The sequence below is a fragment of the Acidovorax sp. SUPP3334 genome, assembly GCF_030159055.1.
Classification (GTDB): domain Bacteria; phylum Pseudomonadota; class Gammaproteobacteria; order Burkholderiales; family Burkholderiaceae_C; genus Paracidovorax.
This window is the reverse complement of the sequence record NZ_BQXQ01000002.1, coordinates 134,545-158,836: the sequence shown is the minus strand read 5'-3', so window position 1 is coordinate 158,836 and position 24,292 is coordinate 134,545. Positions and strand designations below refer to the sequence as shown.

The following is a 24,292-nucleotide window of genomic DNA, read 5'->3' as shown; positions in this document are numbered from 1 at the left end:
CCAGGAGCCAGACCATGCTGCGTGACGACCTCAAGACCGATTTCGATGCCCTCTTGCCGGGCCAGAGCACCGAAGCGGGCGCGACCCGCCGAACCGCGATGCGCGTGGCCCTGGGTGCCGGCTTCGGGGTGGGCTACGCCGCCGCAGCCATGCCCGTGATGGCGCAAACGGCCATCCAGACCCCTGCGGACGGTCTGACGGCCGGCAAGGTGAGCATCGAAGTGAACGGTTTCAAGGTGCCGGCCTACCGCGCCGCGCCAGCGGGCAAGACCGACCTGCCGGTGGTGCTGGTGATCCAGGAGATTTTCGGCGTGCACGAGTACATCGCCGACACCTGCCGCCGCTTCGCCAAGGCCGGCTACCTGGCCATTGCGCCCGAGCTCTATGCCCGCCAGGGCGATCCGCTGCAGTACACCGAAGCCGCCAAGCTCATGAGCGAGCTGGTGTCCAAGGTGCCCGATGCGCAGGTGCTGGCCGATCTGGACGGCACCGTGAAATGGGCCGGCGAAAACGGCGGCGACCTGAAGAAGGTCGGCATCACCGGCTTTTGCTGGGGCGGCCGCATCACCTGGCTGTATGCCGCCCATGGCCCCGTCAAGGCAGGCGTGGCCTGGTACGGCCGGCTGGTGGGCCAGTCCAGCGAACTGACCCCCAAGCACCCCGTGGACATCGCCCCCATCCTCAAGGCGCCGGTGCTCGGCCTGTATGGCGAGAAAGACAGCGGCATCCCCCTTGACACGATTGATAAGATGAAAGCGGCTCTCCAGACCGGCTCCCCCGCCGCCAAGGCGTCGCAGTTCGTCGTGTACCCCGACGCACCCCACGCCTTCCATGCCGACTACCGGCCCAGCTTCCGCAAGGAAGCCGCCGAAGACGGCTGGAAGCGGGCGCTGGCGTGGTTCAAGACCCACGGCGTGGCTTGAGTTCCAAGCCTGCGCGGGCGTCCCCCCGGCGGTGAGCCTGTTCCTAAGCCCTTCGGGGCTTTTTTTGCGCGCCCTGCGCGCTGCACCGGCATCGATTTGACAAGGCCGAGAGGCCCTAGGGAAAGCGCGAGACACCATGACCTTGGCAGCAATCATCCTGGCCACGCTGGCGGCGGGCATCGGCAGCGTGTGGGTGGCCGCCCTGTTCATGCGCGCGGGCCTGGGCGATGGCCGGTATGGCGTGGGGCCGCAGCATCTGCTCAGCCTGGCGGCTGGCGCGCTGCTGGCCACGGCGTTCATGCATCTGCTGCCCGAGGCCTTCGAGAGCCAGGCCGGCGCGCACGACCTGTTCGCCACGCTGCTGGTGGGGCTGGTGTTCTTCTTCCTGCTGGACAAGGCCGAGCTGTGGCATCACGGGCACGAGCATTCCCACGATCACGGCCACGGCCACGGCCACGGTCATGGGCACGGCCATTCCCATGGCCACGTCCATGGCGACGATGACGGCCCCGGGCGGCGCGGCGGCGGCTGGGCGCTGCTCACCGGCGACAGCGTGCATTGTTTCGGCGATGGCATCCTGATCGCCTCCGCCTTCATGGCCGACCTGCGGCTGGGCCTGGTGGCGGCGCTGTCCGTGCTGGCCCACGAGGTGCCGCACCACATGGGCGACCTGGTGGTGCTGCGCCAGTCCAGCGCCAACCGCCGCATGGCCCTGGTGAAGGTGTCCCTGGCCGGCGCGGTGACCGCCCTCGGCGGCGTGGTGGGCTACTTTCTGGTGGGCGAGCTGCAAGAGTGGCTGCCGTACTTTCTGGCCATCGCCTCCAGCAGCTTCGTGTACGTGGCGCTGGCCGACCTGATTCCCCAACTGCAAAAGCGCCTGAGCGCACGCCAGACCGTGGCGCAGATCGCCTGGCTGGTGGCGGGCATGGCCGTGGTCACGCTGGTGAGCGGCATGGCCCACGCGCACTGATCGAGCGGCGGGATGCGGCGGCAGGGCCGGCGCTGCCTGGCCGGGGCACGCTGCGGCGGTGCCATGCTGCTGGCCGTTCGTTTGCTATGTTATTGATAGCTGGTTGCCGGCGTGTTTATTGCGCTGAAGGCCAAAAACACCATAACTCAGCGGGCCAGTTCTTCCCGCACGGCAGTGACCTGGCGGCGCGAGACCGCCAGCAGTTCGGTCAGTCCGTGCAGCCGCACGGCCCAGCCTTCGCCTTCCTCGGGGTCGTAGTGCTTTTCCAGCGCGCGCACGGCGCGGCGTGCCACCAGCGCGTTGCGGTGGATGCGCAGGAAGCGATCGCCATGGCGCGCCTCCAGTTCGTTCAGCGATCCGTCCAGGATGTAGCTGCGCACGGCGGTGCGCACGGTCAGGTATTTCTGCTCGGCCTTGAGGTACAGCACCTCGGACAGCGGCACGCGCTCGGTGCGGCCCCGGTCCTGGATCACCAGGGCTTCGCCTTCGGGCAGCGCGGCGGCCGCGGGCGGCGGTGCGCCCTGCTGCGTGGCGCGCCGGGCCTTGGCCAGGGCCTGTTCCAGCCGTTCGCGCCGCACGGGTTTGGTGAGGTAGTCCACCGCGTCCAGCTCGAACGCGCTCACGGCGTGGTCCGCGTGCGCGGTCACGAACACGATGGCGGGCGCCAAGGGCAGGGCGCGCATCGCATGCGCCAGCGCCAGGCCGTCCTGCCCGGGCATGTGGATGTCCAGCAGCACGGCGTCGAACGCCCTGCCGCCGGCGGGCTGCATCTGCGCCAGGGCATCGGCGGCGTTCGCCGCTTCGGCGCAGGTGTGCCGCGCGTCGCAATCGCCCAGCAGCGTGCGCAGGCGGCTGCGGGCCAGGGCTTCGTCGTCAACGATCAGGATGTGCATGGAGGATGTGCGTGGGCAAGGGCGACAAGAGCGTTCACGACCGTGCAGGCAGCGAAATGCGCACCTGGTAGCGGCCATTTTGCATGCCGGCGCTGAACTCGCACTGCACGTCGTGCAGCAGGCGCAGGCGGTCGCGCACGTTGGCCAGCGCGATGCCATGGCCGCGCGGCCGGCCCTTGTCGCGCTGGGGCACGGCGGGCACGGTGTTGGTGATGACCACGATCACGCGGCTGCCGCGCAGTTCGGTCACGATGCGCACCTTCCCGCCTTGCGGGCTGGGCTCCACGCCATGCTTGACCGCGTTTTCCACCAGCGGCTGCAGCAGCAGCGGGGGCAGGCGGGCGCCGTCGGCGCGGGCGTCCAGCGACCACTGCACGCGCAGCCGCTCTTCGAAGCGCACCTGCTCGATGTCCAGGTAGCGGCGCGCCAGGGTGATCTCCTCGCCCAGCGTGGCCGACTCGCCCTGGTCCATCAGTGCGTGGCGGAACAGGTCGCTCAGGTCTTCCAGCAGCGCCTCGGCCTTGGCCGGCTCGGCCCGCACCAGCGCGATGGCGCTGTTGAGCGTGTTGAACAGAAAATGCGGCCGAATGCGCGATTGCAGCTCGGACAGCCGTGCCGTGGTGGCTGCCGGGGTGCGGGCGCGTGCGCGCAGCACCAGGGCCGCCACCAGTGCCGCCGACAGCAGGGCGCCGCTGGCGCCGCTGGCAATCCAGGGCGGCTCGGCGGTCGCGCCCACCAGCGCGAGCATGCCGCAGGCATACAGCCCGGACAGCGTGCCTAGCGCCACGCCCGCCGCGTATTGCAGCGCCACCGGCAGGCGCTGCAGCACGGTCTTCAGGCTGCAGGCGGTGACCAGCCAGGCCAGCGTGGCGGGCAGGGCGCCGCCGGTCAGCAGCGACAGCCGCGAGATCCATTCCAGCGGCGTGGCGGCGTTGAAGAGCGCGCCCACGCCGAGCACCGCCTCCACGAAAAGCACCGCGCGCAGGATCACGCCGACATGGCAGGCGTCGAACACCAGCACCCGCCGGCCGAGGGGCTGGCGGGGGTCATCGGAGAGGGGCTGCGGCCGGGTCGATAAAATTTGCGTCTCTTGCATTGCGGCATCCGGGTGTTCCGGGTGTCTGAACCATCGGATTATTGCCCTCCATGTCCACCAGCCCCGCCTCCAGCCCAGCGTCCGCCCCCTCCCACAACCAGCTCGACACCAAGGCCCAGGCCTGGTCGGCGCTGTTTTCCGAGCCCATGAGCGACCTGGTCAAGCGCTACACGTCGAGCGTGTTTTTCGACAAGCGCCTGTGGCAGGCGGACATCGCGGGCAGCCTGGCGCACGCCGACATGCTGGCCGCGCAGGGGATCGTCAGCGGTGAAGACCATGCCTCCATCCAGCGCGGCATGGGGCAGATCCAGCAAGAGATCGAGTCCGGCGCCTTCGAGTGGAAGCTCGACCTCGAAGACGTGCACCTGAACATCGAGGCACGCCTGACCCAGCTGGTGGGCGATGCCGGCAAGCGCCTGCACACGGGCCGCAGCCGAAACGACCAGGTCGCCACCGACGTGCGCCTGTGGCTGCGCAGCGAGATCGACCTGATCGCCGATCTGCTGAAAGAACTCCAGGTGTCGCTGGTCGATGTGGCCGAGCAGAACGTGGAGGTGATCCTGCCCGGCTTCACCCACCTGCAGGTGGCCCAGCCGGTGAGCTTCGGCCACCACATGCTGGCTTATGTAGAGATGTTCGCGCGCGACGCCGACCGCATGGCCGATGTGCGCCGGCGCGTCAACGTGCTGCCCCTGGGCAGCGCCGCACTGGCCGGCACGACCTACCCGCTGGACCGTGAACGCGTGGCGAAAACGCTGGGCATGGTGGATGCGAACGGCAACCCCGCGGTGTGCCAGAACAGCCTGGACGCGGTGAGCGACCGCGACTTCGCCATCGAATTCACGGCCGCCGCCAGCGTGTGCATGGTGCACGTGAGCCGCCTGTCGGAAGAGCTCATCATCTGGATGAGCCAGAACTTCGGCTTCATCCGCATCGCCGACCGCTTCACGACCGGCTCGTCGATCATGCCGCAGAAGAAGAACCCCGACGTGCCGGAACTGGCGCGCGGCAAGACCGGCCGCGTGGTCGGCCACCTGATGGGCCTGATCACCCTCATGAAGGGCCAGCCCCTGGCCTACAACAAGGACAACCAGGAAGACAAGGAGCCGCTGTTCGACACGGTGGATACGCTCAAGGACACGCTGCGCATCTTTGCCGAAATGGTCGGCGGCCAGCTCAACCCCGCCACGGGCAAGAAGGAGGGCGGCATCACCGTCAACGCGCCCGCCATGGAGCAGGCCGCGCTCAAGGGCTACGCCACCGCGACCGACCTGGCCGACTACCTGGTCAAGAAGGGCCTGCCCTTTCGCGATGCGCATGAAACGGTCGCCCATGCGGTCAAAGCCGCCGTGTCGCACAACGTGGACCTGTCGGAGCTGCCCCTGGCCGTGCTGCAAGGCTTCCACCCGCAGATCGAGAAGGACGTGTTCGACGCCCTGAGCCTGCGCGGCTCGCTCAATGCCCGCAACACGCTGGGCGGTACGGCGCCTGCCCAGGTGCGCGCGCAGCTGGCGCGCCACCGCAGCCGGCTGGCCTGATCGCCCCGGTCATCCGCATCGCCCACGTTGCCCACGTTGCCCAGGCTCCCCGCATCCCAAGCGCTGGCCCGCATTCTGCTCAACCGTTTCGCACACTTCATGGAGCCGCTCATGCACCGTTCTTCTTCGCGCCGCCACTGGCTCGTGCAAACCGCCCGCGCCGCCGTTCTGGCCGGTGCGGCGGGCGTTGCCGCCCTGGCCTCGGCCCAGGCGCCTGCCAGCGGGCAGCCGATCCGCGTTCTGGTGGGGTTTCCGCCCGGCGGCGGCACCGACGCGATCGCGCGGCTGCTGGCCGAAAAGCTCAAGGACGAGCTGGGCACGCCGGTGGTGGTGGACAACCGCCCCGGCGCGGGCGGGCAGATCGCTGCCCAGGCGCTCAAGGCCGCCCCGGCGGACGGGCACACCGTGTTCCTGTCGCACGACCACACCATCTCGATCCTGCCGCAGGTGGTGAAGCACCCGGGCTATGACCCGGTGACCGACTTCATTCCGGTCGGCGGCGTGGCGACCTTCGTGAACGCCTTCGCCGTGTCCGGCGCGTCGCCGGCCAAGTCGTTCAACGACTATGTGCACTGGATCGCGACGCAGGGTGGCGGCAAGGGCGCGGTGGGCATTCCGGCGCCGGCCTCCACACCCGAGTTTCTGGTGAAGCTCATCGGCGAGAAGTACCGCATCGACCTGGTGGCCGCTCCCTACCGCGGCAGCGCGCCGATGATCGCCGACATGCTGGGCAACCAGATTCCGGCCGGCGTGGGATCGGTGCAGGACTTCATCGAAAACCACAAGGGCGGCAAGGTGCGCGTGGTGGCCGTGCTCGGCACCCAGCGCCAGGCGGCGTTGCCGGACGTGCCCACGTTCGACGAACTCGGGCTGAAGGGCTTCGAGGACCTGCCGTACTACGGCTTTTATGCGCCCACCGGCACGCCGGCCGCGTTCGTCACGCGGTTTTCGCAGGCGCTCGCCAAGGTGATCGCCCAGCCGGAAGTGAACCGCCAGCTGACCGCCATGGGCCTGACCGTGGCGCCGATGTCGCCCCAGCAACTGGGCGCGCGCCAGCAGGCCTACACGCAGGCCTGGACGCGAATCATCCAGCGCAGCGGCTTCGTGCCTCAGTGAGCGCCCCCGCGTTCTCGCGGCGCCTTCGCGCGCCGGGCCGCGCGCGCCGGCATGGCCAGGGCTGAATCGGCGCTCGCCCGGCCATGTTCTACGCCATTCCGCTGGACCAGCGCCCGTCGTGGCGCAATCCGCCATGGGCCACGGTGCTGCTCATCCTGGTCAACCTGCTGGTGTTCTGGGGGCCCCAGCGGTGGGAGGCCAAGGCCATCGACCGCGCGGCGCAGGGATACCTGTCGAGCCCGCTGCCCGACATCGAACTGCCCCGCTTCGTCCAGTGGCTGGAAGACTCCGGCCGCCGCGATGCCGGCCGGGCGCAGCGCCTGCTGGCATCGGGCCGTCAGCATGCGCTGCTGCAGTGGATGGAGCGTGAAGAAGCCTTTCAGGCCCGGCTGCATGCCGACCAGGTGGTGCGCAAGGACGAGCCCGTCCATGCCGACTGGAAAGCTGCCCGGGCGCGCTACGACGCCACGTTGCCCGAGCCGTTCACCCGCCGCTGGGCGCACAGCTACAAGGAAGACGCGCCGACGAGGCCCGTGACCTGGATCACCGCTGCCTTCCTGCACGCAAGCACCGGCCATCTGCTGGGCAACATGGTGTTCCTGTTTCTCTTCGGCTTCTCGGTCGAGCTGGCGCTGGGCCGGGGGCTGTACCTGGCCTTCTACCTGCTGGGTGCGCTGGGCGGTTCGCTGATGGCCGGCTGGGCCTATGCAGGGCAGGAGACCTATGGCCTCGGGGCTTCGGGCGCGGTGTCGGCCCTGATGGGCATGTACGCGGTGCTGTACCGGCTGCGGCGCGTGCGGTTCTTCTACCAACTGTTCTTCTACTTCAACTACGTCACCGCGCCCGCCATCCTGCTGCTGCCGGCGTGGATCGCGAACGAGCTGCTGCAGCATTGGCTCAGCGGCAAGGGCGTGGCCTACATGGCCCATCTGGGCGGGCTGCTGACGGGCGCTGCGCTCATGGCCGGCGCCGGGCTGGTGCGCCGCCAGGCCATCCCGGTGCCGCAGGCCCAGGCGCCGGCCGTGCCGGACGACGGGTTCGACGGCCATGTGGCCCAGGCGCGGCAGCTGGCGAAGGCGATGCAGTTCGAGCGGGCCCTGGTGCAGTGGCGGGCCGCGGCGCAGTTGAGGCCGCACGATCTGCCGGTGCTGAGCGCCTGGTTCAAGACGGCCAGCCTGTGGCCTTCCGGGGACGACTTCCACCGTGCCGCGCGCCGCATTTTCCGCCTGTCCCCGCAGGACGCGGCCACGCTGGATTTTCAGCACGCCAGCTACCGCACCTATCTGGACACCGCCAAGCCGAGCGCCCGCCTGGTGCCCGACGACATGGCCGCGCTGGCCCGCCGCTTCGTGCGGGGCGGCCACTGGAGCGATGCCGAAAAGCTGCTCACCGCCTTGCACCGCACCGCGCCCCAGCACACGGCGCTGGGCGAACTGGTGGGCATGCTCGTGACGGCGCTGCTGCAGTCGGGACGGCGCGATCAGGCCATGGCGTGGCGGCCGCAACTCCAGCAACTGGCGCCGGGCAGTGCGCCGCTGCGGCAACTGGAGGGCCTGGAAGGGCTGGCGTCAGCCAGTGCTATTGAAAGGTGAGCAAGATGCCGTGGGATTCATTGCACTTCAAGGCGAAAAACCATTGAAACCCAATGAAATCATGCGCTGGCAGCTATGCTTTTTGAAGCGAGGCGGCTTGCACGGCTTCAGGGTGCGGCAGGCGCCGTGCCTGCGGGCGCAGGCGCCGGGGGCAAGTGGGCGCGCAGCAGCCATTGCACTTCTTGCGTCGATGGGCTGTCCGCGTGCCGCGCCTGCAGGGTGGCCAGCACCTTGAGGGCCATGTCGGGCCGGTTCAAGCCCTGCAGCAGAACCCGCGCCGCCAGCTCATAGGCCTTGGGCACGAGCGCATGCCCCTTGAAGCGCCGGTCGAATCCGCCCAGCAGCGCGACGGCCTGCCGGGCGTCGCCGCCGTTCCACGCGGTGGTGGCCAGCGACAGGACGTGGCCGGCATCTTCGATGGCGAACTGCGCATCGCGCTCGCGGCAGGTGGTGAAGACCTTCAGCGCCTCGGTCGTCTGCCCCAGGTTCAGCAGCAGCGGGATGAAGCGCTCGGCATGGCTGAGCAGCGTTTCGGTCTTGTCGGTCAGCGCCAGCACACGGTGGTAGCGGCGCTGGGCGGGCAGTTCGTCCGGGTGCACGCGCTGGTCCTCATAGGCCGTCGCCAGGGCGCCCGCCAAGTCCCCGTCGGTGATCTGCTGGGCCACCAGCGCATCCATGGCCTCCTGCGCGATCTGCCTGGGCGTGCGCCGGTCCGGCGGGGCGTCCTCGTCCAGTCCGCCACCGGGGAGCAGGTCGATGTCGAAAGCCTCGTGGTTCTGGTACATCGCATACCCCAGCAGGCTGCACATCACCCAGCCGAAGTAGATGAACAGCCAGTTGGCCAGCGGCAGCAGGATCCAGCCCTTGAAAATCGGGCCCAGCACCGACAGCGCGATGGCGGCCCCCTGGCTGAGCAGGAACAGGAAAAAGCACAGCAGCACGTACGGCCAGCCGATGATCCGCACCACGCCCCAGGCGGCGGCCGGGTTGAGCGAGGCCCAGAGGCTGCCGGTCTGCACCAGCAGGATCAGCGTGGCGGGCAGCAGAAAGCTGACTCCCAGCCATGCCAGCTCGGCCAAGCCCGAACTGACGCGGTTCAGCCACCCCAGCACGATGCCTTGCACCACCAGGATGCCGAACAGCTTCCAGGGCAGGGCCTTCCACTCGTCGTCCAGCGCCTCGGGAAAATCCGCAGACCGCTGCAGTCCGCGCGATCCCATCGCCACCACCTTGAACCCGTAGCGCGATGCCGCCAGCAAAATGCCGATTTCCACCAGCAGCACCGCCAGAAAGTCCGGCAGGAAGAAAAAGAGGCCGTAGAGCAAACTGCACAGCGCCAGCACCGTGCCGTAGAGCAGCGGCTTTCTCTGCAGCGGAAAAGCGAAAAATTGGTTGAGGCGGCGCCAGAACGGAACGGGGTCCGAGGGTGCAAGATAGGCAGGTGGCATGGCAAGGGGAAAGCCCGATGGGCATTCCGGTGTAAATTTGTAAAAATTGTATGTGGTGGGAACGCCTGCCAAGACAAATCGCTCACACGCCGCTGCAGTCCTTTTTGGAGCCGCCTATGCATTCTCTCCGGGCCTTATCGACGCGTTCCCTCGTGACCCTGGTTCTGGCCTCTGCCGGTTTCGCGGTGCAGGCGGCGCCCGCCGCCACGGCGGCGGGGCTGAAGCTCCCGCCCGCCGATCCGTTAGCGCCGTCGGCCCTGGCGGCAGCGCCCTCTCCCTACGCCCGCTGGCAGTCCAGCATGGAAGCCTTCGCCGCCGCCGACAAGGAACGTCTGCCGAAGGCGGGTGGCGTGCTCTTCGTGGGCAGCTCCACCATTCGTTTCTGGACCGATGTGGCGGATGACTTCCGCCAGCTGCCGGTGGTCATCAACCGCGGTTTCGGCGGCTCGACCATGGCGGACTGCAACCATTTCGTGAAGAACCTGGTGCTCCAGTACCGCCCGCGCCACGTCATGGTCTATGCCGGAGACAACGACCTGGCCGAAGGCCGCACGCCCGAGCAGATCCTGGAGAGCTTCCGTTCCTTCGTGCAGACCGTGCGCGCGGAACTGCCCGACACCCGCATCAGCTACATCTCCATCAAGCCCAGCCCGTCCCGCGTGTCGCTGATGCCGCAGATGCGTGAGGCCAACGCCCTGTTGTCGCAGTACGTGCGCACCGTGCCCAACAGCGACTACATCGACGTTTTCTCCGCCATGCTCGACGCTTCTGGCACGCCCCGGGCGGAGCTCTTCGGCCCTGACCGCCTGCACATGAACGACGCGGGCTACGACCTCTGGCGCACGGTGATCGGCGCCTTCGTCACGCCAGCGCCCACGCTGGAAGCGGGCGTTGCGTCGCCTGCCACCGCCATCGCCACCGCCACGGCAGGCAAGGGCATCGGCAGCGCCGCACTGGTGCGGGTGGGCGCCGAACGCTGACTGGCAGGCATTGCTGCGGTGATGGTCTGGCGGTCCGCCGGACTCTGCGGCAGGCTGGCGTTCATGCCGGGGCCCACTGACGGCGGTTTGCCGGTGGGCGAGGGCTGGACCGGGTGGCCGTCGTCACCCGGTGGCTTGTCGATCCACAGCGTCACCCGGGCCACCGCATACAGCGTGGCGAAGCAGGCGGCCAGCAGCGCGATGTCCTGCGGCCATGGCCGCTCGTAATCGGCGCCCATGGACACGAGGGCGAGCAGCACCACCACCAGATGGGTGCAGAACACCGGCAGCGAGGCCGCGCCCAGCGTCTCCAGCCAGCGCTGGCGGGGCAGCCTGGCGGCCAGGGTCGGCCCGAAACGGATCGCCAGCAAGGTGAGCGCCAGCAGGTCGATCAGCCGCAGCGGGCCCAGCGCCCACTTGTCGAACAGCAGGTTCAGCGCCGGCCGGTCGTCGCCGAAGGGCACCTGCCCGATGGCATGCCGCCACACCATGCACACCACGGCGATGGCGCAGGCCACCCACACCGACCAGCGCGGAAACTGAAACGGCGGGGCTTGGGGATCGTTGCGGCTGGCGCCCATCCACAGGCCCAGCACCCAGAGAAACTGCCAGCCCCACATCACGAAAGCGCCGGTTTCGGTGAACGGAATGGGCATCGGCACGACCGCCGCGAACGCGTCATAGATCCAGCGCGACAGGCCGAACTGGGCCAGCACCCACAGCAGCACGCTGCCCGCCATGACCGGCGCCCAGCCGCGCCGCAGCGCGAACGTCATGATCCACGGGCTGGCCAGCATGAACAGCACGTACAGCGGAAGGATGTCGAGCAGCGGCGGCTCATACACCAGCAAAAGCCCCCCGACCAAGGCCTGCAGCGGATGCAGCAGGTAGAAGGTCATCATTCCCTTGATGGCCGGCTCGTCCACGCGGATGCCGATGAACGCGATCACGGTGAACAGGAACAGCAGCGTGGCCGCCTGGCAGCCATAGATCTTGAGGGCCCGCCGCCAGAACGCCTGGCGCATGTCGGCCACGCTCTTGCGCCAGGCCAGCCGGCCGTACACCATGCTCGCCATGTAAGCCGACAGCAGCACGAAGCCCTCGGCCGCCGAGACGAAGCCGAACGGCTGCCCGAGCGGCTGCGTGAGGCGCGTGGGAAGGTGGGTGACGGTCATCAGGGCCAGCATCAGGCCCCGGACGGCGTCGATTTCCCAGCGGCGGGTGGAGTTTGGGGGAGGCATGGGCGCGCCAGGGGTGGAAGTGCCGCCATTCTCCCGGACGGATGGGTGCGCGGCATGTAGTCCATTTACAACTGCGTCACTGCGCTGGTGGTTGCGGCCCCGCCGATGGGCTACGCTGCCGGTCCGTGAGGAAGACGGCCCACCCGGGCCCGTCCATATTCCGTTCAAACCCATGACAACAGCCATTTCCTTTCGCACCCTGGCGTTCGCCGCGGTGATGTGTGCCGCTGCGCAGGCGCACGCTCTTTCGATCATCAGTTTCTCGCCCCAGGGCGAGGTGTCCCGCGTCCGGCAGGCGGTGGCCAAGTTCGATGGCCCGGCGGTCAACTTCGGCGATCCCAAGGCACCGGCCCCGCTCACGGTGAGCTGCGCGGATGCTGAAGCCGGCCAGGGCACGGGCCGCTGGACCAGCGACCGCGAGTGGGTGTACGACTTCAAGGGCGACCTGCCGCCCGGCGTGCGTTGCACGGCACAGGTCAAGGCAGGGTTCAAATCGGCCTCTGGCGCAGAACTGGCGGGCACGAAAGGCTATCAATTCAATAGCGGCGGTCCGTATGTGCAGAACATCCGCCCCGGCACCTACCAGTCCATCGACGAAGAGCAGTTCTTCATGCTGCAGCTCAATGGCCCGGCCACGGTGGCCAGCCTGCAGGCCAACACCTGGTGCGTGGCGGACGGCGTGGGCGAGCGCATCCCGGTGCGCCTCATCGAAGGCCCCCAGCGCGAGGCGCTGCTGGCCTCGCAGGGGCTCGACAAGGCTGCGGCCAAGGAGCCGCTGAAGTTCGTCACGATGGCCTGCAACCGGCGGCTCACCTCCGGCGGGCGCGTGCAGATCGTGTTCGGCAAAGGCGTCGCCACGCCCAGCGGCGTGGCCAACACCGTGGAAAAGCGCTACGAGTACAAAGTGCGCGAGCCCTTCTCGGCCGATTTCCGCTGCGAGCGCGAAAACGCCCAGTCGGCCTGCCTGCCGATCCGCCCCATGTTCCTGTCGTTCAACGCCCCCGTGCCGCGCAAGCTGGCCGAAGCGGTGCGGCTGAAGTCCGACAAGGAAACGCTCAAGCCCCGCATCGAGGGCGAGGGCGACGAAGACACGGTGGTGAACGGGGTGCGCTTCGATCCGCCCTTCACCGCGCAGACGGCGTTCACCGTGCAGCTGCCCAAGGATTTCAAGGACGCCTCCGGCCGCACCCTGCGCAATGCCGACAGCTTTCCGCTCAAGGTGGGCACGGGCGCGATGCCGCCCCTGGCCAAGTTCGCAGCGTCGCCGTTCGGCGTGGTCGAGCGCTATGCCGAAGGCCCCAAGGAGCCCGCACTGCTGCCGGTGACCCTGCGCAACGTGGAGGCGGCGCTCAAGGTTCAGGGCCTGGAGGCCGGCGCTGCTGGCGCTGCTGGCGCTGCTGGCGCGCAGCCCAAGGTCAGCACGATGCAGCCCGGCACCGATGCCGAAATCATTGCGTGGTTCCAGAAGGTGCGCCGCTACGACGGCTATCTCGTGAGCCGCAAGGACGCGCGCCGCGATGTGAAGGGCCCGCTGCCCGCATCGCTGGAAAACGAAGGCGCCGACTATGTGCAGTCGCGCATGGTGTCGCTGCTGTCTGGGCAGGGCGGCGTCAAGACGCTGGATTTGCCCAAGCCGGTCAACAGCGACCCGCGGCCGTTCGAGGTGGTGGGCATTCCGCTGCCCACCGGCTTCCATGTGGTCGAGATCGCCTCGCCGCTGCTGGGCAAGTCGCTGCTGGATGAACGCCACGGCGAGGGCCGCACCATGTACGTGCGTACCTCGGCCCTGGTGACCAACCTGGGCGTGCACTTCAAGCTCGGGCGCGAAAATTCCGCCGCCTGGGTGACCACGCTGGACAAGGGCCAGGTGGTGGCGGGCGCCAAGGTGCGCGTGTCCGACTGCAACGGGCGCGAACTGGCCACGGCCACGACCGATGCGCAGGGCGTGGCCCGGTTCGAAGGGCTGTCGCCCGAGCCACCGGTCTGCCAAGGCGACTACGGTGGCAGCCAGGCATATTTCGTCAGCGCGCGTGCACCGGGGGCGGATGGCTCGCAGGACATGGCGTTCACCTGGAGCGACTGGCAGCGCGGCATCGAGCCCTGGCGCTTCAATCTGCCCACCAGCTCCGAGCCCCGCCCTGACGAGCGCGCCCACACCGTGTTCGACCGCACGCTGCTGCGCGCTGGCGAAACGGTGTCGATGAAGCACCTGATCCGCACCGAAAACCGCAAGGGCTTCGGCATCCCCGACCTGCAGCCCGACACGCTGGTGATCACCCACGTGGGCAGTGGCCAGCAGTACACCCAGGACCTGAACTGGCGCAAGACCGCCACTGGCGGCCTGAGTGCCGAGAACACCTTTGCCGTACCGCCTGCCGCCAAGCTCGGCGTCTATCAGGTGCAGTTGCAAGGCGGCGAGAACGACCGCAGCAGCTTCGAATCCGGCCAGTTCCGCGTGGAGGAGTTCCGCCTGCCCGTGCTGGAAGGCCGCATCACGCCTGCAGAGAAGAAACCGCTGGTGCGCGTGCGCTCGGTGCCGACCGATGTGCAGGTGAACTATGTCTCCGGCGGCGGTGCCGCCAATCTGCCGGTGCGGGTGTCGGCGCTCGTGCGGGGCAAGGCCCCTCAGTGGAGCGATTTCGACGCTTTCAGCTTCACGCCGCCCAGCCAGCGCCGCACCGGCTCGCAGACGGCCAGTGACGACGAAGAGCCTGCCGCCGAACAAGACGCCCGGGTGATCGCCGACAAGCTGCCGCTGACGCTCGACAAGAACGGCGCCGGCAAGCTCGCCATCGACAACGTGCCCCTCGCTCGCCAGCCGCAGGAACTGCTGCTGGAGGCGACCTATGCCGACCCGAGCGGTGAAGTGCAGACCCTGCGCAGCACGCAGACCCTTTGGCCCGCTGCGGTGGTGGCCGGCATCAAGACCGAAGGCTGGGTCTCTGCCTCGCAGAAGATCCGCTTCCAGGCCCTGGCCCTGGGCATCGACGGCAAGGCGCAGGAGGGCGTTCCGCTGCAGGTGCAGGCCATCGCCCGCATCACCACCACCAGCCGCAAGCGCATGGTGGGCGGCTTCTACAGCTACGACAACAAGACCGAAACGAAAGACCTGGGCACGGTGTGTTCGGGCAAGAGCGACTCGCGCGGCCTGCTGCTGTGCGAAACCAAGCTCGAAGAAGCGGGCGAGGTCGAACTGGTGGCCACGGCGCGCGACAAGGACGGCAATACGGCCGATGCCGCGTCGTCCGTCTGGGTCACGCGCCAGGGCGAACTGTGGTTCGGCGGCGAAGACCACGACCGCATCGACCTGCTGCCTGAAAAGAAGAGCTACCAGCCCGGCGAAACCGCCAAGCTGCAGGTCCGCATGCCGTTCCGCCATGCCACGGCCCTGGTGAGCGTGGAGCGCGAAGGCATCATCGACATGCGCGTGGTGCAGCTCAACGGCCAGGACCCGACCGTGCAGGTCAAGATCGAAGAGGGCTGGGGCCCCAACGTCTACGTGAGCGTGCTCGCCCTGCGCGGGCGCCTGCGCGAAGTGCCGTGGTACAGCTTCTTCACCTGGGGCTTCAAGGCGCCGACCGAATGGTGGAGCGCCTTCTGGTACGAGGGCAAGGAATACGTCGCGCCCACGGCCATGGTGGACTTGTCCAAGCCGGCCTACCGCCTGGGCGTGGCCGAGATCCGCGTGGGCACGCAGGCCCACCAGATCCAGGTGAAGGTCACGGCCGACAAGGAAAGCTATCCGGTGCGCGGCAAGGCGCAGGTCACCATCACCGCGACGCTGCCCGGCGGCAAGCCGGCTGCGGGTGCCGAGGTGGCGCTGGCGGCGGTGGACCAGGCCCTGCTGGAGCTGATGCCCAACACCAGCTGGAACCTGCTCGACGCCATGCTGCAGCGCCGCTCCTGGGGCGTGCAGACCTCCACCGCGCAGATGGAAATCATCGGCCGGCGCCACTATGGCCGCAAGGCCGTGCCTGCGGGCGGCGGCGGCGGCCATGCCCAGGCGCGTGAGCTGCTCGAGACGCTGCTGCTGTGGCAGCCCGCGATCCAGCTCGACGCCAACGGCCAGGCCAAGGTGACCGTGCCGCTCAACGATGCGCTCACCACGTTCAAGATCGTGGCGGTGGCCGATGCCGGCACGGGCCTGTTCGGCACCGGCAGCACGAGCATCCGCGCCACGCAGGACCTGCAGATCATCAGCGGCCTGCCGCCGCTGGTGCGTGAGGACGACCAGTTCCGCGCCCAGGTCACGCTGCGCAACACCACGCAGGCTGCGATGAAGGTCGAGGTGGCCGCCCGCGCCACCCTGCTGCAGCTGGACAAGCAGAGCGTGGACATTCCCGCTGGCGAATCCCGCGAAGTGGCCTGGACCGTGACGGCGCCGGCCCAGTTGGCACAGACCCGCACCGAGGCCATCCTCTGGGAAATCGAGGCCCGCGACACGACCGGCGCCAACGGCGCGCGCGATGCGCTCAAGGCCACCCAGCGGATCATTCCCGCCGTGCCGCTCACGGTGCAGCAGGCCACGCTGGTGCAGGTGGACGGCAGCTTCAACATCGACGTGAACCCGCCGGCCGATGCGCTGCCGGGCCGCGGCGGGCTGAAGATGTCGCTGCAGCCCAAGCTGGCCGAGGGCCTGCCGGGCGTGCGCGACTGGTTCGCCAACTACCCCTTCGCCTGCCTGGAGCAAAAGACCAGCAAGTCGGTGGGCCTGCGCGACGGCAAGCTCTGGCAAACCATGATGGCGCAACTGCCCACTTACCTGGACGGCGATGGGTTGGCCAACTACTTTCCGCCCCAGGCGGGCAGCGCCAACCGGGGCAGCGACACGCTCACGGCGTACCTTCTGTCGGCCGCGCACGAGGCCTCCAGCCTGTACCCCGATTTCGCCTTGCCCGACGAGGCCCGCGCGGCCATGGAGCGCGGCCTGACCGCATTCGTCGAGGGGCGCATCCAGCGCGAGTTCTGGAGCCCGCGCAAGGACCTGGACATGCGCAAGATCGCCGCCATCGAGGCGCTCTCGCGCTACGGCAAGGCCTCCGGCCGCATGCTGGGCAGCGTCACCATCGCGCCCAACCAGTGGCCTACGCACACCGTGATCGACTGGCTCAACGTGCTCAAGCGCGTGAACGACGTGCCCCAGCGCGACCAGCGCCTCGCCGAGGCCACGCAGGTCTTGAAGGCCCGGCTGAGCTACCAGGGCACCAAGCTCATCTTCAGCACCGAGCGGGACGACTACTGGTGGTGGCTGATGCAGAACGGCGACGTCAACACCGCGCGCCTCATGCTCGCGGTGATGGACGACCCGGCCTGGAAGGACGACATGGGCCGCCTGGCCAACGGCTTCATCAGCCGCCAGCAAAACGGCGCCTGGCACACCACCACGGCCAACCTCTGGGGCGGCCTGGCGCTGGAGAAATTCAGCGCCAAGTTCGAAGCCACGCCCGTCGCTGGCACGACACGCGCCGCCATGGGCAGCAACAACGCCAGCGTGGACTGGGCGAAGGTCGAACGCGTGAAGACCAGCGACGCCACCGGCGCTGCGCACCAGACCACCTGGTTCGGCGCGCCGGCATCGCCGGGCAACTTCAAGAACAACGGCATGTTCCTGCCCTGGTCGTCCACGGGTGGCAAGGAAAACCTGGCGGTCACCCACCAGGGAACGGGCAAGCCGTGGCTCACGCTGCAATCGGTCGCTGCCATCCAGCTCAAGGCCCCGTTCGCGGCCGGCTACGCCATCAAGAAGACCATCACCCCGGTGGAGCAGGCCGTGCCCGGCAAGTACACGCGCGGCGACGTCTTGCGCGTGACGCTGGAGGTGAACGCCAGTGCCGACATGACGTGGGTCGCGCTGACCGACCCGATCCCGGGCGGAGCCACCATCCTGGGCAGCGGCCTGGGCCGGGACTCCGAAATCGCGACCCAGGGCGAAAAGCGCGAAGGCAGCGGCTGGCCCGCGTTCGAAGAGCGCAGCTTCGAGGCTTACCGCAGCTACTACGAATACCTGCCCAAGGGAACGATCAAGGCGGAGTACACCGTGCGGCTGAACAACGTGGGCGACTTCGCGTTGCCCCCGAGCCGCGTGGAAGCCATGTACGCGCCCGAAATGTTCGGCGAAACGCCGAACGCGCGGGTAAAGGTGGAAGCCGCTGTGCGTTGATCGCAGCAGGCCGTTTTTTATCTTTCACGAACGGATTGCATGGCCTACATCTCTGCCAATTACGCGAAGAATACGGATGCGCCCGTCGGCAAGTGGACCTGCGCTCCGTCCTCGTCCCAGGAGCCTTTCGCAACGGCTCCGTCGGGCGACGACACCCAAGGCACGGACCTTTGCGGCCAATGCGTGTCTTACGTCAAGCGCGTGTGCCCGACCCTGCCGTCCACCTCCGCCTGGAAGAAGGGCGCGGCGGTGAAGGGCAATACCAAGTTGGTGCCCGGCACCGTCATCGCGACCTTCAACGCTGCCGGCAGCTACCACGGGCATGCCGCCATCTACGTGGGGCAAAGCCCGGCAGGCATCAGCGTGTATGACCAATACGTCACGCCGCCCAGTCCCAAGGCCATCGGCCCCCGGACGCTGCGCTGGGGTGCCCATGGAAACTCGAACAACGGAGACAAGTTCTATGTCGTCGACTAAGCCCCTGCTGGTGCTTTTGTTGGCGGCTGCTGCTGGCTGCGGCGGCTTGCCCGTTCAGGCGGCCGAGGTGTGCCCCGCGCAGCCGGCACAGCCTCTGCGGCAAGTGGACGTGTTCGACGGCCCGGTCGAGGACCTCGCTACCTTGGTGCCCGACAGCGCAAAGGAGCGCTCGGGTTACTGGCAGGTTGGGTACGTTTATGCCGCAGGCCGCACCGTGAATGTGCGCTGCCATTACGCCGATGGGCGCACGGTCGATGTGCCCATGGCGAAAAAGGTGGACCGCTGCGACTACCGCATCGACGCGAAGAAAACGCTGACGCTGAACTGCCAGTGAAGTCGGAATGGAAGGTCGTGATCGGAGCGGCTTGCCGGCCTCGTGCGGGCACGACGAATCTTCAGTGTTCGGCGGTGCGCCGATCGGTATGGGCTGCAAAGATCGCCGGTTTCAGCGAGCCAGAAATCCCTGGAGAGCCGCCGTTCGGATGAAGTGAACTTGTCCCGTCGAACGATATGAAGAACTCATGCGAAAGCTCATTTCCACATTGGCATTGATCGTTATGACCGGTATCAGCCAAGCGCAAGGAATGCCGCCCGAGGTCGCGCGGCTGGTGTCCGCCGTCTCATCGGTGAAGGGGACCACCCAGGTCGAAATCGAAAAAACCTACCTTCCAGACGTGAAGGTGTCGGATTTTTCGCTGCCCGGTGCATCTGCGGACCTGCCGATCGCCGCGCTTCGCCGCTCCAAAGGTGCGCTTTTAGACGAACAGCTTCTTTCCATCCACTTTCGGATAGAAAGAAATGAGACGGGACTGAAGGCCCTGGAGTTTCTTTCGTGGTGGGTACGGGACCAATCGCGCGGGGGAGAGACCATGCAAATTCGCTCGATGGGTCTCCCTCCAATGATTGGCGATCAAAAACAACTGGGCTCGACGCTTCGCTTCACGATCGATTGGTTCTACGCCGGCAAATCGCGCAACATGCAAGAAGTGCTCGCAGCGATGGACGCGAAAGCGAAAGAGTTGGAGCTTGCAGTGAAACTCTATGCCGCCGCCTTCTAGCGCGAACAGGGCTAACCCTCCGTGCGAGGGGATGCTGTCCTGGCTATCACATCCCGTGCCGACCGCCAATCGGGGCCGACGGCGTGCTGTGGTTTTGCCGTCGCATCGCTTGCGCGAAGCACTTGCTACGGTTGAGCACCCCTCGGAGAATGCGCAGGCCAAGCCACCGCACCCGCGCGGCATTTACCGCACGGAGCAGGGGCGATGGACCAGAATTTTTCAAACACTGTGGGGAGAGCGGATGCGCAAGATGATTTGTCCGGTGCTTGCATCGGTGGTGATGGCGATGGGCGCGGCAGCCCCTTCGTGGGCGCAGACTCCGCTCCGGGCCTGGGACACCCACCCGGACGGCTATCCGGTCACCGAGGCCATGAAAAGCTTCATCAGCGAAGTCGAGGCATCCACCAAGGGCCGCTATGCCATCAAGCTGTTTTCCGATGCCGTGCTGGGCGACCAGGCCAAGGCGGTGACCATGCTCAAGGCCGGCGAGATCGACGTGGCGGAGTTCAACCTGGGGCCGCTCGCCGAGGCTGCGCCGGGCCTGCAGGCCTTCAATCTGCCCTTTCTCTTCACCGACGCCCCGCACATGTTCCGCTACCTCGATGGCAGCATGGGCGACCGCCTTTCCGAGAAGCTGAAGGCCTCTGGCTTCGTCGTGCTGGGCTGGTACAACGGCGGCTCCCGATCGTTCTACTGCGCCAACAAGCCGGTCGCGCGGCGCGAAGATCTCAACGGGCAGCGGGTGCGCGTGCAGCAGTCGGACACCTACATCGAAATGGTCAAGCTGCTGGGCGCCACGCCCGTCGTGCTTCCCTACAAGGAAGTGCTGGAAGGTTTCCGCAGCGGCACCATCGACTGCGCGGAAGGCAACCTGGTTTCATACGAGTCCACCGGCCACTACAAGGTCGCCAAGTACATGCTGCTGGACCAGCACATGATCTCGCCAGAGGCCCTGGTCGTGTCCACCAAGCTGTGGAACCAGCTGAGCGCGGAGGACAAGCAAGCGTTTCAAAAAGCGGGCAAGGCATCGGCGGTGCTGATGCGCAGCCTGTGGGAAAAGCGCGTGGTCTCGGCCCGGGCCAATGTCGCGAAGGAAGGCGTGCAGTTCTTCACCGTGTCCGACTTCTCCCCCTATGTGCGCCGCATGGCGCCGCTGTACAAGAAATACACGGACAACCCCGAAGTGCGGGGCGATCTGCTCACCATCATCTCCAACCAGTGAGCGACCACCGGCCCTGGGCGCAAGGCGGCCAGGGCCGGGTCGATCAACGCCGCATTCGGCGATGCCACGTTATCGGACGGGCGCCGCAGGGGGCAGGCCAGACTCGGTGCGCCGGCGCTGGAAGAATGCGATCAACAGATGGGCGCCGATGGCCAGCGCCAGGATGATCAGCGCGCCCAGCCCCCAGATGGCCCAGGCCAGCACCGTGGCGGTTCCGGCCAGTGCCGGCATGGCGTCGAGCGCTCCCTGAACGATCGGGCCGGTGGAGGCGATCATGGTGCCGAACTCCCGGGCGAGGTCCGGCGGTATCCAGCCCCTGATCCACTCGGGCACCAGGGCCACGTTCGCGGCTGCGGCCGAAGCGCCGCTTGTCATGGTGCCTGCACTGGTCACGGCCCAGACCGTCAACGCATGCAGGCCCCAGCAGGTCAGCGACCACAAGCCCAGCACCATGAACGACAGAAACCAACTGATTGCGTAGAACATCGAAGTCATCCTTTCAAAAATAACCAGTCCAGTATGGTCAAGGCAGCCCTTGATGGACACCAGGTTGGGCCGAACTTAGTATTCGGTTTTATCGAACGGGACATGGCATGTTGAACTATCGGCATCTCTACTATTTCTGGATGGTGACGAAGGAGGGTGGATTCGCCCGTGCTGCGGATCGTCTGGAGATGGCGGTGCAGACCATCAGCGCGCAGGTGCGCGATCTGGAAAAGGCGCTGGGGCACCAGCTGCTCAAGCCATCGGGGCGGGGCATGGTGCTGACCGAAGCAGGCCAGGCGGCGTATGCACGGGCGGAAGAGATTTTCCAGTTGGGGCAGGGCATCGCCGAAGAAGTGCGGGAGGCCGCCAATGCCAAGGTGGCGCGGCTGACGGTGGGGCTGTCCGACGGCATCTCCAAGTTGGCGGCGCATGCCTTGCTGGAGCCGGTGCTGGCGACGCCCCACCTTCGCCTCGTGTGCCACGAGGGCGAATTCGACCAACTGCTGTCGGAGTTGGCCCTGCACCAACTCGATGTGGTGCTGGCCGGGCAGGCCGCGCCGCGCAACCCGAACCAGCGCCTGACCAGCGAACGGATCGCACGATCCCCGCTGCAGTGGTATGGCCCGGCTTCGCTCGTCCGAAAGCCCGCGCGCGACCGTTTTCCGGAGTCGCTGCAGGAGCTTCCCGTGCTGCTGCCGACTTTTCATTCTCCCTTGCGGTCCACGCTGGACCACTGGTTCCAGGACATCGGCGTGCGCCCCCGGATCGTGGGCGAGTTCGAAGACAGCGCGCTGCTCGCCGTGTTCGCGGCCCGCGGGCTCGGGGTGTTTCCCGTCAGCCAATTGGGCGCGCAGGATGTCGGCCTGGTGCGTGGCCTGCGCCTGCTGGGCGACTGCCCTGACATCAGCGAGGAGGTGCATGCCATCTGGTCGCGCCGAGGGCAGCACCATCCGCTGGTGCGGCAACTGGTGGCTTCGGCGCATGGGGGTCGAAGCGCTGCTTAGCGTCGTGGGACAGGGCGGGGCGCAATGCCCCTGGCCGACCGCAAAGGGCGCCAATGGCCCTGCGTGTCTTTGCTGGCTGGCGCGGTCAGCAACGCTGGCCAGCGCGGCGCCTCAGTGCTGCGTCGGCAAGTCGCCCGCCCGCCATTGCTTCAGTGCCGACGCCATGATCCACGCCTCCGCCGCGGCCACATGGCGGTCTGCCGTTGCGGCGGTATCGGCGAAGTGCAGCACCCGGTTCTGCAACTGCGGGTCGGTCACCTCTGCCAACAGAGCCGACAAGGTTGCCTGGTCGATGCTGCCGGTCAGCAAGCGGCGCTCACGCGCTCCCATCAGCAGGTCTTCGCAGAGCGCGTGCAGCACACCGGCGAAATCACCGGGCGCCAGGCCGAGCCCCTGTTCGACATCCAGCCCTTCGAGGGCCTCCATTTCGGAGCGGCTCACGTGGCCGTCCGAGATCAGCAGCAGGGCGACGATCCGGGCCGCTGCTTCCGGGCTGTTGGTGGGGTAGCTGCGCATCTTGTTTCTTTCGTTGGCGTGTGGGTTCGTCTGGGTTTGATTGACGGGTTCAGTCTCGATGCCGGTATTGGCGCCCTGGCCGCTCGCGGCGCATGGAGTCGATCCGCACAGGCACCAGGGCGGGTGAACGCAATGCCTGGCTGGCCTGCGTCGCGGTCCACCGCAGCTGCCGTGCGCTGTCGCGCAGCGAAGCCAGCAGAGCCGCAGCAAGAGAAGACAGTGTTTTCATGGGGTGCATTCCTTTTGTGGTCGAGCCTCGAATGTGCGGCCACGTTGGCAATATCAGAAGCAGTTTTTTTCTGAGTGCTGCATCGTATCGGCCGAACCTTCATCGTTTCGGCCGGTGTCGTAAGCAGCAGGTTTTACAAGATGCCCTGCGCAGAGAAAACCTGCTGTGCCATGCGGATGGCACGGGCTAAGGTGCAGGCTCCAACCCAGGAGAACGTTGATGCAGATCTTTCTCAAATCCCGCCATCCCGAAGCTGCCTTGATGCGCGAAACCGTTGATCGCCGGGTGCGATTCGTGTTGCGCCGGCTGAGCGAACAGGTGCCCCGTGCCGACATCCATCTGGTCGATGTGAATGGCCCTCGGGGCGGCATAGACAAGCGATGCCAGATCGAGTTGCGCATGGCGGGCGCGGGGCCGGTGGTGGTGTCGGCGGTGGCCAAGGATTGGCGAGCGGCGCTCGATGGTGCATTGGCTCGCGCGGCCCGCCATGTGCTGCGCGCCTGGCGCCGCGCTGCCACGCCCCGAAGGCCCCGCCAGCGCCTGCCCGAAATCGAGTCCTGACCCATTGCTGTCGCGGATTCAACGCTGCCGGGCCGCCGGCCCGGTGGCCTGCGCCGGGCAGACTTATAGCCCGCGAATGCCCGTTTCTACCGTGTGTTGAGCAAATTTGAGGATTGAAACATCGGCTCACCATAAAGATCGATGCGCCTCCCCGATCGATGTTGGCCAGCGCTATAACTGGCCCGGTGTTCATCGATTTCAAAAAGGGGTTTTCATGAAGAAACTGTTCGCGCAATGCGTTCTTGCAATAGCGGTCATCCTGCCGGTGGCAGCCCACGCACAGGTGCCCGTGGTGGAGCAGCCGGACCACGAGCAATTGCTCAAAAGCTATGACTGGCGGCTGGCCTGGAACAAGCGGTTGGTCTATGACTTCTGGCGCGAGGTGTTCGAGGCGGGCCACATGGATCTGGCACCCAGATACATGGCCGAAGACTACATTCAGCACAACCCCACGGTGGCGACGGGCCGTGCGGCCTTCATCGAATTTTTCTCGCAATTCGTGTCACCCCAGCCGATCGAACCACGCGTGAAGGCGCGGCTGGTTGCCATCACCGCGGAGGGCGACAAGGTGATCCTGAGCTTCGTGCGCGAGATGACGGACCCGCAAGACCCGACCAAGAAATACACGACCACCTGGTTCGACATGTTCCGCATCGAAAACGGCAAGATCGCCGAACACTGGGACGCGGCCACCAAGAACTGACGCTGTTCTCGGCGCCCAGCGGGCGGCGGTGCAGGCCACCGGGCGTGGCCTGCACCGCCGCCGCGTATCAATCCAGCGG

General features: G+C 67.2%; 20 protein-coding genes and 1 pseudogene. 14 read left to right on the top strand and 7 right to left on the bottom strand.

Going from position 1 to position 24,292, the window contains the following annotated elements; all coding sequences use genetic code 11:
* Window positions 1-14: 14 nt before the first annotated feature.
* Together AVHM3334_RS01655 and AVHM3334_RS01650 are read left to right on the top strand one after the other, a co-directional pair.
* Complete coding sequence (locus tag AVHM3334_RS01655) at window positions 15-923, top strand: dienelactone hydrolase family protein (RefSeq protein ID WP_284409064.1); 909 nt, start codon at window positions 15-17, stop codon at window positions 921-923.
* A 136-nt stretch (window positions 924-1,059) separates the two neighbouring features.
* Window positions 1,060-1,893, top strand: coding sequence for a ZIP family metal transporter (locus tag AVHM3334_RS01650; RefSeq protein ID WP_284409062.1), 834 nt, complete (start codon window positions 1,060-1,062; stop codon window positions 1,891-1,893).
* Between the two features lie 146 nt (window positions 1,894-2,039).
* Here AVHM3334_RS01650 and AVHM3334_RS01645 read toward each other — a convergent pair whose 3' ends face one another.
* Together AVHM3334_RS01645 and AVHM3334_RS01640 are read right to left on the bottom strand one after the other, a co-directional pair.
* Window positions 2,040-2,786 carry a LytR/AlgR family response regulator transcription factor gene (locus tag AVHM3334_RS01645; RefSeq protein ID WP_284409060.1) on the bottom strand — a complete coding sequence of 249 codons (747 nt, stop codon included), beginning with the start codon at window positions 2,784-2,786 and terminating at the stop codon, window positions 2,040-2,042.
* 34 nt (window positions 2,787-2,820) lie between these two features.
* Window positions 2,821-3,882, bottom strand: coding sequence for a sensor histidine kinase (locus AVHM3334_RS01640; protein ID WP_284409059.1), 1,062 nt, complete (start codon window positions 3,880-3,882; stop codon window positions 2,821-2,823).
* Between the two features lie 50 nt (window positions 3,883-3,932).
* On the opposite strand from AVHM3334_RS01640, the gene argH reads away from it, so the two are divergent.
* The 3 genes from argH (at window position 3,933) to AVHM3334_RS01625 (ending at window position 8,128) form a co-directional block, all read left to right on the top strand.
* Window positions 3,933-5,420 carry an argininosuccinate lyase gene (gene argH / locus AVHM3334_RS01635; protein WP_284409058.1) on the top strand — a complete coding sequence of 496 codons (1,488 nt, stop codon included), beginning with the start codon at window positions 3,933-3,935 and terminating at the stop codon, window positions 5,418-5,420.
* 111 nt (window positions 5,421-5,531) lie between these two features.
* Window positions 5,532-6,536, top strand: coding sequence for a Bug family tripartite tricarboxylate transporter substrate binding protein (locus AVHM3334_RS01630; protein WP_284409057.1), 1,005 nt, complete (start codon window positions 5,532-5,534; stop codon window positions 6,534-6,536).
* Between the two features lie 83 nt (window positions 6,537-6,619).
* Window positions 6,620-8,128 carry a rhomboid family protein gene (locus tag AVHM3334_RS01625; RefSeq protein ID WP_284409055.1) on the top strand — a complete coding sequence of 503 codons (1,509 nt, stop codon included), beginning with the start codon at window positions 6,620-6,622 and terminating at the stop codon, window positions 8,126-8,128.
* A 107-nt stretch (window positions 8,129-8,235) separates the two neighbouring features.
* Here AVHM3334_RS01625 and AVHM3334_RS01620 read toward each other — a convergent pair whose 3' ends face one another.
* Window positions 8,236-9,576 (bottom strand): tetratricopeptide repeat protein, encoded by a 1,341-nt coding sequence (locus AVHM3334_RS01620; protein ID WP_284409053.1) that lies wholly within the window; start codon window positions 9,574-9,576, stop codon window positions 8,236-8,238.
* A 116-nt stretch (window positions 9,577-9,692) separates the two neighbouring features.
* Between AVHM3334_RS01620 and AVHM3334_RS01615 the strand changes: the two genes are divergently transcribed.
* Window positions 9,693-10,556 (top strand): SGNH/GDSL hydrolase family protein, encoded by an 864-nt coding sequence (locus AVHM3334_RS01615; protein ID WP_502869828.1) that lies wholly within the window; start codon window positions 9,693-9,695, stop codon window positions 10,554-10,556.
* 119 nt (window positions 10,557-10,675) lie between these two features.
* On the opposite strand, the pseudogene AVHM3334_RS01610 reads toward AVHM3334_RS01615, so the two are convergent.
* Window positions 10,676-11,797, bottom strand: a pseudogene (locus AVHM3334_RS01610) (OpgC domain-containing protein); the annotation flags it as partial.
* 172 nt (window positions 11,798-11,969) lie between these two features.
* On the opposite strand from AVHM3334_RS01610, the gene AVHM3334_RS01605 reads away from it, so the two are divergent.
* The 5 genes from AVHM3334_RS01605 (at window position 11,970) to AVHM3334_RS01585 (ending at window position 20,714) form a co-directional block, all read left to right on the top strand.
* Complete coding sequence (locus AVHM3334_RS01605) at window positions 11,970-17,957, top strand: alpha-2-macroglobulin family protein (protein ID WP_284409048.1); 5,988 nt, start codon at window positions 11,970-11,972, stop codon at window positions 17,955-17,957.
* 39 nt (window positions 17,958-17,996) lie between these two features.
* Window positions 17,997-18,434 carry a BPSL0067 family protein gene (locus AVHM3334_RS01600; protein ID WP_284409046.1) on the top strand — a complete coding sequence of 146 codons (438 nt, stop codon included), beginning with the start codon at window positions 17,997-17,999 and terminating at the stop codon, window positions 18,432-18,434.
* Entirely contained in the window at window positions 18,421-18,768 is a 348-nt protein-coding gene (locus tag AVHM3334_RS01595) for an STY0301 family protein (RefSeq protein WP_284409044.1), read from the top strand. Before AVHM3334_RS01600 ends, AVHM3334_RS01595 begins: the two co-directional genes overlap by 14 nt.
* 187 nt (window positions 18,769-18,955) lie before the next feature.
* Window positions 18,956-19,492 (top strand): hypothetical protein, encoded by a 537-nt coding sequence (locus AVHM3334_RS01590; RefSeq protein WP_284409043.1) that lies wholly within the window; start codon window positions 18,956-18,958, stop codon window positions 19,490-19,492.
* Between the two features lie 250 nt (window positions 19,493-19,742).
* Entirely contained in the window at window positions 19,743-20,714 is a 972-nt protein-coding gene (locus AVHM3334_RS01585; RefSeq protein ID WP_502869830.1) for a TRAP transporter substrate-binding protein, read from the top strand.
* A gap of 69 nt (window positions 20,715-20,783) precedes the next feature.
* On the opposite strand, the gene AVHM3334_RS01580 is transcribed toward AVHM3334_RS01585, so the two are convergent.
* Window positions 20,784-21,200: a hypothetical protein gene (locus AVHM3334_RS01580; protein ID WP_284409041.1), complete on the bottom strand. Its 417-nt coding sequence runs from the start codon at window positions 21,198-21,200 to the stop codon at window positions 20,784-20,786.
* A 107-nt stretch (window positions 21,201-21,307) separates the two neighbouring features.
* On the opposite strand from AVHM3334_RS01580, the gene AVHM3334_RS01575 reads away from it, so the two are divergent.
* Window positions 21,308-22,204, top strand: coding sequence for a LysR substrate-binding domain-containing protein (locus tag AVHM3334_RS01575; protein ID WP_284409039.1), 897 nt, complete (start codon window positions 21,308-21,310; stop codon window positions 22,202-22,204).
* 111 nt (window positions 22,205-22,315) lie between these two features.
* Here the strand turns inward: AVHM3334_RS01575 and AVHM3334_RS01570 are convergent, their stop codons facing one another.
* Window positions 22,316-22,720, bottom strand: coding sequence for a TerB family tellurite resistance protein (locus tag AVHM3334_RS01570; protein ID WP_284409037.1), 405 nt, complete (start codon window positions 22,718-22,720; stop codon window positions 22,316-22,318).
* 49 nt (window positions 22,721-22,769) lie between these two features.
* Window positions 22,770-22,949: a hypothetical protein gene (locus AVHM3334_RS01565; RefSeq protein WP_284409035.1), complete on the bottom strand. Its 180-nt coding sequence runs from the start codon at window positions 22,947-22,949 to the stop codon at window positions 22,770-22,772.
* 219 nt (window positions 22,950-23,168) lie between these two features.
* Between AVHM3334_RS01565 and AVHM3334_RS01560 the strand changes: the two genes are divergently transcribed.
* Both AVHM3334_RS01560 and AVHM3334_RS01555 read left to right on the top strand, forming a co-directional pair.
* A complete protein-coding gene (locus tag AVHM3334_RS01560; RefSeq protein ID WP_284409034.1) occupies window positions 23,169-23,510 on the top strand; it encodes an HPF/RaiA family ribosome-associated protein in 342 nt (113 codons plus the stop codon).
* A 214-nt stretch (window positions 23,511-23,724) separates the two neighbouring features.
* A complete protein-coding gene (locus AVHM3334_RS01555) occupies window positions 23,725-24,213 on the top strand; it encodes a nuclear transport factor 2 family protein (RefSeq protein ID WP_284409032.1) in 489 nt (162 codons plus the stop codon).
* Window positions 24,214-24,292: the final 79 nt, after the last annotated feature.